The following is a 13769-nucleotide window of genomic DNA, read 5'->3' as shown; positions in this document are numbered from 1 at the left end:
CATTCCTCCTTCGATTTTTATGATTTTGATTTTGTAGTTCGATCAGTTGAAGCGTCCGCCCCGTTGGATCACCTCGATCTTGTAGCCGTCGGGGTCGCTGACGAAGAAGAAGCGCGCCAGCGTTTTGCCGTCGTGCTTGAAGTCGCGCAGCGGGCCCGGTGCGAGCTTCTGGCGCTCGAAGCGGGCATGCTCGGCATCGAGATCCTCGACCACCACGGCGAGATGTCCGTAGCCGTCGCCGAGCGCATACGGCTCCTTGCGATCGAAATTGACCGTCAGCTCCAACTCGAAGGGCGAGGAGGGATGACGCAGATAGATCAGGGCAAAGTCTGCGAACTTCAGACGGTCGGCGACTTCCAGGCCAAAGGCCCGCTTGTAGAAGTCGAGCGAGCGCGCCTCGTCGAGTGCGCGGATCATGGAATGGACCGGCTTCGCCATTCAGTTCTGCTCCTTAAGAAAGGCGATGATGGCGGCGCGCGTCTCCGGCTTCGCCTGCCGGTAGACCATGACCACGCCGGGAATCACGGCTTGCGGATTGGTCAGCCAGGCGTCGAGCTTCGTCTCGTCCCAGGCGAAGGCTGCTTGTGCGAGGGGCTCTGAATAGTGAAAGCCTTCGACCTTGCCGGCGGGCCGCCCGACGATCCCGACCAGCGGCGGACCCTGCCGCACCGGTTCCGACAGGTTCGTGGTGTGGCACACCGCGCATTGCTGCTTGAACAGTGTTGCGCCATCCGGCGGCTTTGCAGCCGGCAAGGGCATCTGCGCCTCGGCCATCCGCACCACCAGCACCATCGCGGTGCACAATCCCAGCACGATCGCGCGCATCGTCAAAAGTCCGCCCATCCACGTCAATTCAGCGTGCGCAAATTCTAGGCGCGGCAAAACATGCGGTGGTAGTAGCGGGCTGTTTCGCTGCGTGCGGAGATGCGCGCGAGTGCGTTGTTCCGCGCTGCCGCATATGCGGAGGACAATTCCGCGAAACCGCCGTCAAATCCCTAAACGATCACCACACGAGACGGATTGCATCGCGGTCGCGCCGTTCGAGCTCGTAACGCGATGGACTGGTTCGGCTCAGGCGGACGGCGCATCAAGCCGCCGAACCGATCATCGCGAAAATCCAGGAGAAATGGATGAAGTTGGTGAAGACCTCCGCAATCGCATGCGCCGTCTCGGCTCTCCTTGTGACACCGGTTCTCGCGCAAGGTACGTCGTCTGGCGCGAGGCCTAGCGGCACCGTGCAAAGCAAACCCATGCAAGGCAGCACAATGGGCAGCGGCGACGAGGAGATGAGCGCCCAGCCGGGCGCGGCGGGCGAGACGGCGGGCATGAAGCCGACGAAGGGCACCAGGGGCACGGTTGGCACCACGGGCAGTGCTGCACACAAAGGGACCGCCGACGAGTCCGCGACAGGCGGTGCAGCCACGGGCAAGCGCTACTAGCCCAAGCGCTACTAGCCAATGGAGTGAAATGGCAGAACTCCGGCCGCCCTGCGGCCGGAGTTCTTTTGCTGTCTTTGCTAGTCGTCGAAACCGCGTCCGCGCTTCGACTTGATGTCGCTGCGGTGCTTCTTGCCCTCGAGCCGGCGCTGCTTGGAGCCAAAGGTCGGCTTTGTCGCGCGCCGCGGCTTCGGCCGGATCATGGCTTCGCCGAGCATCTCCGTGAGGCGGTCGATGGCGTCCTGGCGGTTGCGCTCCTGGGTGCGGAAGCGTTGGGCCTGGATCACGATGACGCCGTCCTTGGTCATGCGCTGCCCTGCGAGCCGGGCGAGGCGCAGCGCGGCATCCTCCGGAAGCGTCAGCTTCCGGGTGTCGAAGCGCAATTGCGCCGAGGTCGCGACCTTGTTGACGTTCTGCCCGCCCGGGCCGGAGGCGCGGACAAAGCCGATCTCGATGTCGTCCTCGTCGATGACGAGATCGCGGGATATCCGCAGCATGGTGGCACCATTCGTGATGCCCGGACATATCCCGGACGCCCAAGTTCGGCAATGGCGCCCCGAAATGCAAATGGCCGGGCGAGCCCGGCCATTCACGAAGCCTACGAAAGACGTCAGTTCGATTTCGTCGCCGGTGCGGCTGCGGGTTGCGCCGCGGCCTGCGGAGCGCGGCCGACGACGACGGTCAGGAGGCCCTGGCCCCAGAGGCGCTTTGCGGCCGCCTTGGCGTCGTCCATGGTGACCGCATCGACGACGGCGTTGCGCTTCTCGATATAGTCGATCGGCAGCTTGTCCTGCTGATATTGCAGCAGCGCCTGCGCGAGCTTCGAGGAGGTGTCGAGCGCCAGCATCTGCGAGCCCTTGAGGTAGGACTTGGCTTCATCGAGCTCCTTCTGCGTCGGGCCTTCCTCGGCGATCCGGCGCACTTCCTTGTCGATGGCGTCGATGGTGTCGCCGGCACGGTCGGCGCGGGTGCCGGTATTGCCGATGAAGACCGCCGAATGCTCCATCCAGAGCAGCGATTCGAACACCGAATAGGCCAGCCCGCGCTTCTCACGCACCTCGCGATAAAGCCGCGAGGACAGCCCGCCGCCGCCGAGGATGTGGTTGACGACATAGGCCGCCATGAAGTTCGGATCGCTGCGCTTCACTCCGGGACCGCCGAAGGTGATCACGGTCTGGGGCACGTCGAGCGTCACGAAAGCGCGTTGCGGCGGCTTGGCGGCCTCGACGTCGGGGACCGGCACGAGATTGGCCTTGGCGGGCAGGCTGCCAAACGTGTGGTCGAGCAGCTTGCCGAGTGTATCGGGATCCACATCGCCAACCACCGCGATCTTGAGCGTGTCCTTGGCGAGCACGCGGCCAACATAGTCCTTCATGTCGGCAACCGTGATGGTCGGAACGCTCTCGAGGTTGCCGTTGGACTGCCGGCCGTAGGGATGATCGCCGAAGGCAACCTCCAGGAATTTGCGGCTCGCCAGCGAGGTCGGGTTGGTGGTCTCGCGGCGCAGGCCCGAGATCACCTGCGAGCGGATGCGCTCGACATCGGCCGTTTCGAAATGCGGCGAGGTCAGCGCGCTCCGCAGCAGGTCGAAGGCCTCGTCCTTGTTGTCGCGCAGCATGCGCAGGCTGCCGCGGAACGTGTCGCGGGTGGCGGAGAAGGAGAGCTCGATGGCGCGGCGGTCGAGCCGCTCATGGAAGGTCTTGGAATCGAGATCGCCGGAGCCTTCGTCGAGGAGATCGCCGACCAGATTGGCGACGCCCGACTTGTCCTTGGGATCCTGGGCCGAGCCGCCGGCAAAGGAATATTCCATGGCGATCAGCGGCACGGTCGCATCCTGCACGAACCAGGCCTCGATGCCGCCCGGCGAAGTTAAATGCTGGATCTTTGCCGCCGCCTGCGACGGCGAGACGGTAGCAAGCGCGAGTGCCGCGCCGGTGGCAAAGGAGAACGCAACGCGTCGAAGAAAGGGATAGGTCACGAACGCTTCTCCTCGCGCTTGGCGGCGCCGGTGTCCTTGATCAGATAGCCCGTTACCGAGCGCTTCTTCTCGAGCCATTTCTGCGCGACGGTGCGGACCTGCTCGGCGGTGACCGCGCGGATGCGATCTGGCCAGCTCCGGATATCCTCGATCGACAGGCCCGTGGTCAATGCGCCGCCATACCAGCGCGCCAGCACCGCCTGGTTGTCCTGGGCGTAGATCGCCTCGGCGATGAGCTGGGTCTTGACCCGCTCGAGATCCTCGGCGCGGATCGGATTCTGCGCGACGTCGGCAATGACGCCGTCGACCACCTGCTCGACCTCGGCGAAGCTGACCCCGGATTTGGGCGAAGCCGAGATCGCGAACTGGGTCGGGTCGAGCGAGATGCTCGAATAGCTGGCGCTGGCGGAGACCGCGAGCGGCTTGTCGACCACGAGCGCACGGTAGAGATAGGAATTGCTGCCGCTGCCCATCAGCTGCGCCAGCACGTCGAGGGCCGCGCTTTCGCCGGCCGCAGCCGTGGTCGCCGAGGGCACCAGGTAATAGCGTCGCAAGCCGGGTTGCTCGACGCGCGGATCGGCCAGGGTCACGGTGCGCGGCGCCGCGGGCTCCGGCTCCTGCGGGCGGACGCGGCGCGCCGGGATGGCGGGTTGAGCCGGGATGGAGCCGAAATTGCGCTCGACCAGCGGGCGGATGTCGGCGGGCTCGACGTCGCCGGCGATCACCAGGATCGCGTTGTTCGGCGCATAGAAGCGGCGGTAGAAGGCGAGCGCATCCTCGCGGTCGAGCTTCTCGATCTCCTGGTGCCAGCCGATCACCGGCCGGCCATAGGGATGGTTGAGATAGAGCGCGGCCATGATCTGCTCGTTCAGCCGCGCGTCCGGATTGTTGGCGACGCGCATGTTGTATTCTTCGAGCACGACGTCGCGCTCGGGCAGCACGTTCTCGTCCTTGAGGATCAGGCCGGTCATGCGGTCGGCCTCGAACTCCATCATGGTCGGCAACTGCTCGCGCGGCACGCGCTGGTAGTAGTTGGTGTAGTCGACCGAGGTCGAGGCGTTCTCGTTGCCGCCGACGCGGAGCACGGTCTGGGAGAATTCGCCGACCGGATGCTTCGATGTGCCCTTGAACATCAGGTGCTCGAGGAAGTGCGCCAGCCCGGACTTGCCCGGCGTCTCGTCCGCCGAGCCGACCTTGTACCAGATCATTTCCGTGACGACGGGCGTGCGGTGGTCGGGAATCACCACGACCTGCATGCCGTTTCCGAGCGTGAAGCTGGCGGGCGGGGCCGATGTCACCGTGGTCTGCGCAAGGGATGCGCCGGCCGTCAGGACACTCGTCGAAAGCAGCGCGGCAAGGAGGCGGGCAGCCGATCGGTAAGAGGACATCATGATCCTTATGAAAGGCCGAGCCCGGATGTCCGGCTCGGAGGCACGGCATGCTACACCGTGCCGCAAACGCTTCGTGTCACGAAGCAGAGAACTCAACTCGGGCGCAAGTTACTGATAAGCATCAAAGACCGCGTCCGGCGCGCACGAGCCGCCGGCGCGGGACCGCCTCTGTCGGGATATCGCAAACGGACAGGAGGCTATTGTTCCTTGTCCTTGCCGGACATGATGTCGAAATAGGTCCGCCGTGTCTTGTCCTCTCCGGCGCCATAGGCGTAGCTCGGCGACGGCGTCTGGTAGCCCGGCGGCGGCTCGACCAGCGACTGCCGCGGCGGCTCGGTCGTGAATTGCTTGGCCGCCTCGCCTTTGTTGTTCGACATCATGCCCCACAGGCCGCCGGTGAAACCGAGCTGGGCCGGGCTGAGCGACGGATTGCCGTTGGTGCCCGGCTGAATAGGATCATTGCTCGTGCGCTCGGGTGCGGCTGTCCTGCCGACCTCCATCTCGGCTGGCGACAACGCCCGGCCTGCCTGCCAGCTCTCCGTGGCCTTGACGGCCTTCTTCCGCTGCGCGATGGCCTCCTTGCGGCGTCTCTCGTCAGGGTCCTTCGGCCAGTTCGGTGCGTTCTTGGCTTCAACGCCGGCGGGTGGCGGCAGGTCAAGCTTGGGCGGCACCACCAGCGGCGATCGCTCGCGGTATTCGATACCCTTCTTCTCCATGCTCTTGGCGCCGATGCCGGACATCAGATTGTCGATGAGCTTTTCTTCGAAGGTCATGTCGTCATCGTCCTCGCCGTCGTCGCCGGCGCGGGCGGCGCCAGCCGACATGACGAGACCGATGCCGAGCGCGACAGCGGACAATTTCAACGCCCGCCAGAACCCCTGCCGGGGGTCTTCAACCATCGAACCGCTGGTCTTCGAGCTGCGCATCACTGTACCTGTTCCAAAATGTGGCAGTTTGCCGCTCTCGCGCGGCATAATTCCTCGCAAAAGCAAGGTTCCGCCTGCCGGTCCGTATCGGCCGGGATCAGGGCGCTTTTGCGGCGGGTACCCCCAGGAAGGAATCATACAATAGCGCCGCCACGCCAGCAACGATGGCCACGTCCGCGAGGTTGAAGACGTACCAATTATAGGTATTTCCGCCGATCTCGACGTGAAACAGGGCGAAATCGACCACCGCGCCATAGGCCAGGCGGTCGATGCCGTTGCCGATGGCGCCGCCAATGATCAGGCCGAGCGCGATGGTTGCCAGCAGGGTGTGCGAGCGCGCCATCCAGATCGCCAGCGCAACCACCGCAAGGACCTTCACGGCCATCAGCGCCATTTGCGCAGCCTGACCGTCGTTCTGGAGCCAGCCGAAGCTGATGCCGATGTTCCAGGCCAGCACCAGGTCGAAGAACGGGGTCACCTCGACCGCGCCGCGACGGGCGAGGTCGAACACGTTCAGCAGCCAGAGCTTTGAGGCCTGGTCGGCCACGAGCGTGACCAGGGCCGCGAGGATGCCGGCGCGGAGCGGGGTCATGCAGGGGAGATCTCTATCTCCACTACAAACACCGCCGTCGTCCCGGCGAAGGCCGGGACCCATACTCCGAGGCGGAAGTTGTTTGAGGGACTCGTGGTCATCAGCCTTCGCTGCAATCGGCGGTCGTGGTTATGGGTCCCGGCCTTCGCCGGGACGACGCAGAGTTAAACGCTGACCCCCAGCGCTTTCCATTCGCGCAGCGCCTTGGCGTCGCGCGGGGTGACGTCGGGATATTCGGAGTCTTCACCCACCGCCGGCGAAATCTTCCAGGAACGGGCGCATTTGGTGCCGACCGCCTTCTCCACCACGACTGCGACGCCTGGCACGGCATCGAGACGGAATGCGGAAGCCGGCGCCTCGCCCTCGCGCACCTCGTAGTTCGAGGTGATGCAGATCTCGGCGAGGTCGGTGTCGAACAGGGTTGCAAGCATGTCGCGGTCGGCGACATGGATGACCGGCGAGGCCTCCAGCGACGAGCCGATGTTCTTAGCGGCGCGTTCGAGCTCCAGCGCACCGGTGACGACGCGGCGGACGTTGCGGATCGCTTCCCACTTCGCGGCGAGCTTGTCATCGCGCAGGCTTTCGAGGTCGTCGGGAAACTGCGTCAGGTGCACCGAGGGCTCGGCGTCGGGCCTGTACATGCGCCAGGCTTCCTCCGCGGTGAAGCTGAGGATCGGCGCCAGCCATTTCAGGATCGAGCTGCACAACAGGTCGATCGTGGTCAGCGCCGCCTTGCGCGTCGGCGAGGACGGCGGATCGCAATACAGCGTGTCCTTGCGGATGTCGAAATAGAACGCGGAGAGTTCACTGTTCAGGAAGGCGGACAAGGTTGCGACCACGGTCTTGTAGTCGAACTCCTGATAGGCCTTGCGGACGACGGCAGCACGCACCGCGAGCTCGTGCAGCATCAGCCGTTCGAGCTCAGGCATCTCGGCGGGCGCGACTGCGTCGGCCGGCTTGTAATGATCCAGCGTTCCCAGCATCCAGCGTACTGTGTTGCGCAGCTTGCGATAGGTCTCGATGGTGTTCTTCAGGATCTCCGGGCCGATGCGCTGGTCGTCGGCATAGTCGGTGGCGCAGACCCACAGGCGCAGGATATCCGCGCCCGAATCCTTGATCACCTTCTGAGGCTCGACGGTGTTGCCGATCGACTTCGACATCTTGCGGCCGTTCTCGTCGAGTGTGAAGCCGTGGGTGAGCACGACGTCGTAGGGCGCGCGGCCCCGCGTGCCCGCGCTTTCCAGCAGCGAGGAATGAAACCAGCCGCGATGCTGGTCGCTGCCTTCCAGGTACATCACGGTGTCGTCGCCGCCGTCGACCTTGCGGACGATGTTGCCGAGCTGCGGGAAGTTCTGGCGATCCTCGAGCACGAAGGCGTGCGTAGAGCCGGAATCGAACCAGACGTCGCAGATGTCGTCGATCTTCTTCCAGTCTTCCTTCGCGCGCGATCCGAGGAAGCGCTCGCGGGCGCCCTCCATGTACCAGGCGTCGGCGCCTTCCTCCATGAAGGCCTCGGCGATGCGCTGATTGACGATCTCGTCCTGCAGGATCTCGGCCGAGCCGTCGCTCTTCTCGCGCACGAACACGGCGATCGGAACGCCCCAGGCGCGCTGGCGCGAGATCACCCAGTCGGGGCGATTGGCAATCATGCCGTTGATGCGGTTCTCACCCGACGGCGGCACCCATTGCGTGACCGAGATCGCATGCAGCGCGCGGGCCCGCAGCGTATCACCCTTCTTTGCATGGCCATTCTCGCTGACGTCCTTGTCCATCGCGATGAACCATTGCGGCGTGTTGCGGAAGATCACCGGTTTCTTCGAGCGCCAGGAATGCGGATATTGGTGCTTGAGGCGGCCCCGCGCGAGCAGCTTGCCGGCCTCGACCAACGCCTTGATCACGGCCTCATTGGCATCGCCCTTCTCGCCCTTGTCGTTGAGCACGCGCTTGCCGGTGAAACCGGGGGCCTGCGCAGTATAGGCGCCGTTCTCGTCGACAGTGTAGGGGATCGCGGTCGAGATGCCACGCTCATTGAGCTCGCGGGTGTTGGCCATCCAGACGTCGAAATCCTCGCGGCCGTGGCTCGGCGCGGTGTGCACGAAGCCGGTGCCGGTATCGTCGGTGACATGCTCGCCGGCGAGCAGCGGCACGATGAACTCGTAACCGCCATCGAGGCCGCGCAAGGGATGGGCGCACTCCACGGCGTCCAGCGTGTCGCCGGGAATGTCGCGCAGCTTCTCATAGGCGGTGACGCGCGCCTGCTTGAACACCTCTGCGGCAAGCGCATCGGCCAGGATCAGGAGATCGCCGGTCTTCGCCCAATTGTCCGCGGCCGCATCCGTGACCTTGTAGAGGCCGTAGGCGATCTTCGGTGAGAACGAGATCGCGCGGTTGCCGGGCAGTGTCCAGGGTGTGGTGGTCCAGATCACGACCGAAGCATTGGCGAGCGCACCATGCGCCGGGGACGTGACGGGAAACTTCACCCACACCATGTCGGAGGTGTAGTCCTCGTACTCGACCTCGGCCTCGGCGAGCGCGGTCTTCTCGACCACGCTCCACATCACCGGCTTGGAGCCGCGATACAGCGTGCCGTTGGCGGCGAACTTCATCAGCTCGCGGGCGATCTGCGCTTCGGCGGGATAGCTCATCGTCTGGTAGGGATGATCCCAGTCGCCGATGATGCCGAGCCGCTTGAACTCTTCGCGCTGCACGTTGATCCAGTGGGTCGCATAGGCGCGGCACTCTTTCCGGAACGCCACCATCGCAGCGGAGTCGCGGAAGTCGGGCTTCTGCTTGCCCTTGGAGCGGTAGTTCTCCTCCTCGATCTTCCATTCGATCGGCAGGCCGTGGCAGTCCCAGCCGGGCACATAGTTGGAGTCGAAGCCAAGCATCTGCTGGCTCTTGGTCACGACGTCCTTGAGGATCTTGTTCAGCGCGTGCCCGATATGGATGTTGCCATTGGCGTAGGGCGGGCCGTCATGCAGGACGAATTTGGCGCGGCCCTGGGCTTCCTGGCGCAGTCTGTCGTAGAGGCCGATGTCGTTCCAGTATTTCAGCAGCTCCGGCTCGCGCTGCGGCAGGCCGGCGCGCATCGGGAATTCGGTCTGCGGCAGGAACAGGGTTTTGGAATAGTCTTTGGCTTCGGATTTTTGGGACTTTTGTGGCTTGTCGGACATGAGGCTGACTGGCTCGGAAAGGCGCGGGAACGGATGGCGATGCGGAATCGCGGGCGAAACGACAACATCCCGGTCTTGCGCCGAGCCGAAAGCTCAGGCGGAAGCCGGGCCGCTAATCCCTATGATGCGCCGCGCAAACATGGGCTCTCCATAGCAGGGGGGCGGGGGAAGCGCAAAAGGTTCGGCGCGCCGGTTTCCGGCCTCAATCGATGACGCCAAGCCTCGGAAACGCGTCCGGGGCGGCGGCGAGCATGGCGCGGGCGCGGGCGGAATCATCGTCCATCTGGCGGATCAGGGCCTCCAGGCCGTCGAATTTCAGCTCTTCGCGGATGAAGCCGATAAAGGCGCAGTCGAGCGTCTGTCCGTAAAGATCGCCCTTGAAGTCGAACAGGAAGATTTCCAGCAGCGGCGCACCATTATCAAACGTCGGGCGGCGGCCGAAGCTTGCCACCCCGTCCAGCCGCTCCGCGCCGCGGCCGACCCGCACCGCGTAGATGCCGTGCTTGAGGCCGCAATTGGCATCCAAGCGGATGTTGGCGGTGGGATAACCGAGGTCGCGGCCGCGCTTCTCGCCGTGAATGACCTCGCCGGTGATGAACCAGGGCGCGCCGAGCATGGCCGTGGCCTCGTCGAGTTGGCCTTCGGCGAGCGCGATCCGGATCGCGCTGGACGAGACCGGCCGCTCGTCGATATCGACATGCGGCTGCACGTCGACCTCGATGCCGAGCCGGGGCGCCTCGTTGACGAGGAGGCTCGGCGAGCCGACCCGACCCTTGCCGAAGTGGAAGTCGTAGCCGACGGCGATTCCGCCGATGCCCAGGCGCCCGATCAGGTCATGGTGAATGAAGTCTTGCGCGCTGGTCCCGGCGCGGGACTTGTCGAAGGTCATGACCACGGCGCCGTCAAGTCCGGTGCCGGCCAGAAGCCGCAGCTTGGCACGCTCGTCCGTCAGGCGGAATTGCGGGGTGTTGGGGCTGAAAAACCGGCGCGGATGCGGCTCGAAGGTCAATGCCAGCGCCGGGCGGCCATGGATCCTGCCCATTTCCAGGGCTGCGGCGATCACGGCGCGATGGCCGAGATGAACGCCGTCGAAATTGCCCATGGCGACCACGGCACCCCTTGCAATGGCGGAGTCCGGCGTGGTGTCGCGGATAACGGTAAAATGCGGAGCCATCAGGGGAATTCTCAAACCGGCGGGACCGGCCGGGACCGTGGCGCGACGGGCCGGATGAAGTCAAGCGGGAGGGGGCGGCCGCATCGAAGGCGATTTCAGTCCACCGGGGGCGCTCCCAGTTAACGCGCTGTTTAACGCCTTGGTGCTAGTCCTTGGAGCGTGGAACCGCGGGGCTCCGGCCCGGCAGGTCCGATCGTAATATTTCCTGGGTTTGCGTTGGGGGAGTCGAGATGGCGGTTGATTTGTCGATGTCGGTTCTGGTGGTTGACGACTACAGCACCATGATCCGTATCATCAGGAACCTCCTGAAGCAGCTTGGCTTCGAGAATATCGATGATGCAAGCGACGGTTCGGCAGCGCTGAACAAGATGCGCGGCAAGAAGTACGGGCTCGTGATTTCCGACTGGAACATGGAGCCGATGACGGGATACGACCTGCTGCGCGAAGTGCGCGCGGATCCGAACCTCGCCACCACGCCCTTCATCATGATCACGGCCGAATCAAAGACCGAGAACGTGATCGCGGCCAAGAAGGCCGGCGTGAACAACTACATCGTCAAGCCGTTCAACGCGGCGACGCTGAAGACCAAGATCGAGGCGGTCTTCCCGGACATGGCAAGCGCGTAAGGCGCGATCGAAGCTATCGATTGAATTCGGAAGGCCCGGGCGATTGTCCCGGGCTTTCTGCGTCGGGTTCGTTGTTCCGGATTAGATGCTTCACATCAACCGGGAAGCACCATCACCCACGCTACCACTTCAGTTCGCGCATCAGCGCCTTCGGCGGATGGCCGAACAATTCCAGCACTGAAGCCGGGTCGAGCTGGTCGAGCCCCTCGAACTCCTCGGCATGGATGCCGCGGGTCACGAACAGGCAGTCGATGCCGAACTCGCGCGCGCCGGTGAGGTCGGTCCGGACGGAATCGCCGATCGCGAGCACCTTTTTGCGGTCGATCTGGTGGCTCTGGCGTTCGCCGGCGAGCGCCATCGCGCGCTCGTAAATCGGCCGGTGCGGCTTGCCGTAGAAGATCACCTCGCCGCCGAGCTCGCGATAGAGCTCCGCGATCGCGCCGGCGCAATAAATCAGCCGGTCGCCGCGTTCCACCACGATGTCGGGGTTGGCACAAACCAGCGTCAGCTTGCGCTCGCGCGCCTTCAGCATCATGCCGCGATAGTCTTCCGCCGTCTCGGTCTCGTCGTCATAGAGGCCGGTGCAGACGATGTAATCCGCCTCCTCCAGCGGCGCGGTCACCGCATCGAGGCCGCGGTAGATCGAGTTGTCGCGCTCGGGCCCGAGCCAGAACATCTTGCGGCCGGGATGGTCGGCGACATAGAGCCGCGTCAGGTCGCCTGAAGACACGATCGCATCATAGGTCTCGTCGGCGACGCCGAGCTTGCGCAATTGCCGCTGCACGGAGTCGGCCGGGCGCGGCGCGTTGGTGATCAGGATGACCGTACCGCCGCGGCTGCGGTAGGTGTGCAGCGCCTCGCAGGCTTCGGGGAAGGATTCGAGGCCGTTATGGACCACGCCCCAGATGTCGCTGAGCACGACGTCCACGCCCGCCACGAGTTCACGCAGGCTTTCGGCGAAATGCAGCGTGGTCATGATGCGTGGGGCCGATCAGATGCGGCGCGCGAGCGCGGCGTTGCCGGTGACGCGCTGTGGCGCAGACGCAGCCGACGTCGCGCCTGAGCTGGGTGTGCCGGAGCCATTGGATACCTGAATGTCCTGTGCCTGGTTCGGCGCGGCGGTAGCAGATGACCCCTCCGGCCGCAATGGCCGGGGCGGCGCGAACAGGAATCCCTGGCCGAACCGCACGTCATAGTCGAGCAGGTCGATCACGGCGCGCTCGCCCTCGATCCGCTCGGCGATCAGGTCGATGCCGAAGCGGCCGAGCAGGTCGGAAAGGTCGGAAGGGTGGATGTCCGAGGCCGAAGCCTGCCTGGGGTCGAGCAGGAGCGAGGCCGGCACCTTGATGAAGCGCACGCCGCGATCGGCGAGCTCGCGCGGTTCGATCCGCAAATCGGTGACATGGTCGATCGAGAAACGGAAGCCGCGCTGGGCGAGCGCGGCGAGATTCTCGGTCTCGGCCGGGCCGAGATTGCGGAAGGTTGATTGCTTGAATTCCAGCACCAGCGAGGGCGCCAGCGCCCGGTTGGCTTCGAGGAAATCGAGGTATTGCGCAAAGGTCGTGGAATTGCCGAGCGTGGAAGCCGCGACGTTGCAGAACACGCCGACCTCCTTGTTGCGTACCATCAGGCGTCGCAGCACCTGCACGCAGCGCAGCATCACCATGTTGTCGATGCGCCCGATCAGGCCGGAGGCCTCCGCGATGCTGATGAACTCCTCGGCCGCGACCAGCTGGTCACGCTCGTCGCGCAGGCGCGTCACGGCCTCGTAGAAGCGAACCTTGCGCTGCGGTAGCGACACCATCGGCTGGAGAAAGATGTCGATGCGGTTCTCGTCGATCGCGTTGCGGAGCGTCGCCAGCAATTGGGTCTGGTTGCGGCCGTTGGCGGTCTGAACCGGATTGGCGGTCTGGGTCTGGATCGCCGGTGGTGCCGGCCGCACTGGCGGCGGCGCGGGAACCGGGGGAGGAGCAGCCGGCCGCTCCTCCTCGAACGTGGCCATCAGGTCGAGGGGCGCCTCCGGCTCCTGCCTTGCGACCGGCGCGGGGGCCGGCACCGGCGCGTTGCCAGCCATCAGATCCTCATGGGCCGACACGGTGGTGGCGAGTTGCCTGACCAATCCGCCGAGCTCGTTGATCTCGCCGACCACCGACTGGATACGGTCGGAGTTGGCCGAATTGGAGGAGGCGATGCGTGCTTCGATCGTGGCAAGCCGGCGGCCGAACTCGGCGACCTGGCGGGCGAGGTCGGCGGTGCCGCGCGAAAGATCGGCGATCTGGCCGCCGACGTCGCTGCGGTCGCGCAACCGCATCGACACTGCATTGTAGAGGATCAGGAAGGTCAGCGCCGTCAGCGCCACGATCGCAGATTCAGTTCCGCTGATGCCGGCGACCGCGTAGAGCACGAGCCCGAGCGAGGCGGCGACCAGAACCATGCAGATGGCGATGAAGATCGTCGAAATACGAATCATGCC

13 protein-coding genes are annotated in these 13769 nt (G+C 64.9%); 2 read left to right on the top strand and 11 right to left on the bottom strand.

The features are described from left to right. Nucleotides 1-42 precede the first annotated feature (42 nt). Both AC0L3J_RS11995 and AC0L3J_RS11990 read right to left on the bottom strand, forming a co-directional pair. On the bottom strand, nucleotides 43-438 hold the full coding sequence (locus AC0L3J_RS11995; RefSeq protein WP_473347107.1) for a VOC family protein: 396 nt from the start codon (nucleotides 436-438) through the stop codon (nucleotides 43-45). Next, a complete protein-coding gene (locus AC0L3J_RS11990; protein WP_473347313.1) occupies nucleotides 439-825 on the bottom strand; it encodes a c-type cytochrome in 387 nt (128 codons plus the stop codon). Nucleotides 826-1250: 425 nt separating this feature from the next. Here AC0L3J_RS11990 and AC0L3J_RS11985 point away from each other — a divergent pair, with 425 nt between their 5' ends. After that, a complete protein-coding gene (locus tag AC0L3J_RS11985) occupies nucleotides 1251-1439 on the top strand; it encodes a hypothetical protein (RefSeq protein WP_473347106.1) in 189 nt (62 codons plus the stop codon). A gap of 77 nt (nucleotides 1440-1516) precedes the next feature. Here AC0L3J_RS11985 and arfB read toward each other — a convergent pair whose 3' ends face one another. The 7 genes from arfB to AC0L3J_RS11950 all read right to left on the bottom strand — a co-directional run bounded on the left by arfB (nucleotide 1517) and on the right by AC0L3J_RS11950 (nucleotide 10670). Beyond that, nucleotides 1517-1933 carry an alternative ribosome rescue aminoacyl-tRNA hydrolase ArfB gene (gene arfB, locus AC0L3J_RS11980; protein WP_018453479.1) on the bottom strand — a complete coding sequence of 139 codons (417 nt, stop codon included), beginning with the start codon at nucleotides 1931-1933 and terminating at the stop codon, nucleotides 1517-1519. 113 nt (nucleotides 1934-2046) lie between these two features. Beyond that, nucleotides 2047-3414, bottom strand: a complete 1368-nt coding sequence (locus AC0L3J_RS11975; protein WP_473347105.1) for a M16 family metallopeptidase — start codon at nucleotides 3412-3414, stop codon at nucleotides 2047-2049. Then, nucleotides 3411-4805, bottom strand: coding sequence for a M16 family metallopeptidase (locus AC0L3J_RS11970; protein WP_473347104.1), 1395 nt, complete (start codon nucleotides 4803-4805; stop codon nucleotides 3411-3413). Before AC0L3J_RS11970 ends, AC0L3J_RS11975 begins: the two co-directional genes overlap by 4 nt. Before the next feature lie 197 nt (nucleotides 4806-5002). Then, complete coding sequence (locus AC0L3J_RS11965; RefSeq protein WP_456767733.1) at nucleotides 5003-5731, bottom strand: hypothetical protein; 729 nt, start codon at nucleotides 5729-5731, stop codon at nucleotides 5003-5005. A gap of 97 nt (nucleotides 5732-5828) precedes the next feature. Next, entirely contained in the window at nucleotides 5829-6323 is a 495-nt protein-coding gene (gene lspA / locus AC0L3J_RS11960) for a signal peptidase II (protein ID WP_473347103.1), read from the bottom strand. A 164-nt stretch (nucleotides 6324-6487) separates the two neighbouring features. Next, nucleotides 6488-9496, bottom strand: coding sequence for an isoleucine--tRNA ligase (ileS, locus tag AC0L3J_RS11955; protein ID WP_473347102.1), 3009 nt, complete (start codon nucleotides 9494-9496; stop codon nucleotides 6488-6490). A gap of 202 nt (nucleotides 9497-9698) precedes the next feature. Then, complete coding sequence (locus tag AC0L3J_RS11950) at nucleotides 9699-10670, bottom strand: bifunctional riboflavin kinase/FAD synthetase (protein WP_473347101.1); 972 nt, start codon at nucleotides 10668-10670, stop codon at nucleotides 9699-9701. A 230-nt stretch (nucleotides 10671-10900) separates the two neighbouring features. Between AC0L3J_RS11950 and AC0L3J_RS11945 the strand changes: the two genes are divergently transcribed. Continuing rightward, complete coding sequence (locus AC0L3J_RS11945; RefSeq protein WP_007596883.1) at nucleotides 10901-11296, top strand: response regulator; 396 nt, start codon at nucleotides 10901-10903, stop codon at nucleotides 11294-11296. 121 nt (nucleotides 11297-11417) lie between these two features. On the opposite strand, the gene AC0L3J_RS11940 is transcribed toward AC0L3J_RS11945, so the two are convergent. Together AC0L3J_RS11940 and AC0L3J_RS11935 are read right to left on the bottom strand one after the other, a co-directional pair. Continuing rightward, on the bottom strand, nucleotides 11418-12272 hold the full coding sequence (locus tag AC0L3J_RS11940; protein WP_473347100.1) for a TIGR01459 family HAD-type hydrolase: 855 nt from the start codon (nucleotides 12270-12272) through the stop codon (nucleotides 11418-11420). A gap of 15 nt (nucleotides 12273-12287) precedes the next feature. Then, entirely contained in the window at nucleotides 12288-13766 is a 1479-nt protein-coding gene (locus AC0L3J_RS11935; RefSeq protein WP_473347099.1) for an EAL domain-containing protein, read from the bottom strand. Nucleotides 13767-13769: the final 3 nt, after the last annotated feature.

It is taken from the genome of Bradyrhizobium sp. Kon37 (genome assembly GCF_055807535.1).
This window is presented reverse-complemented; position numbering and strand designations above follow the sequence as displayed.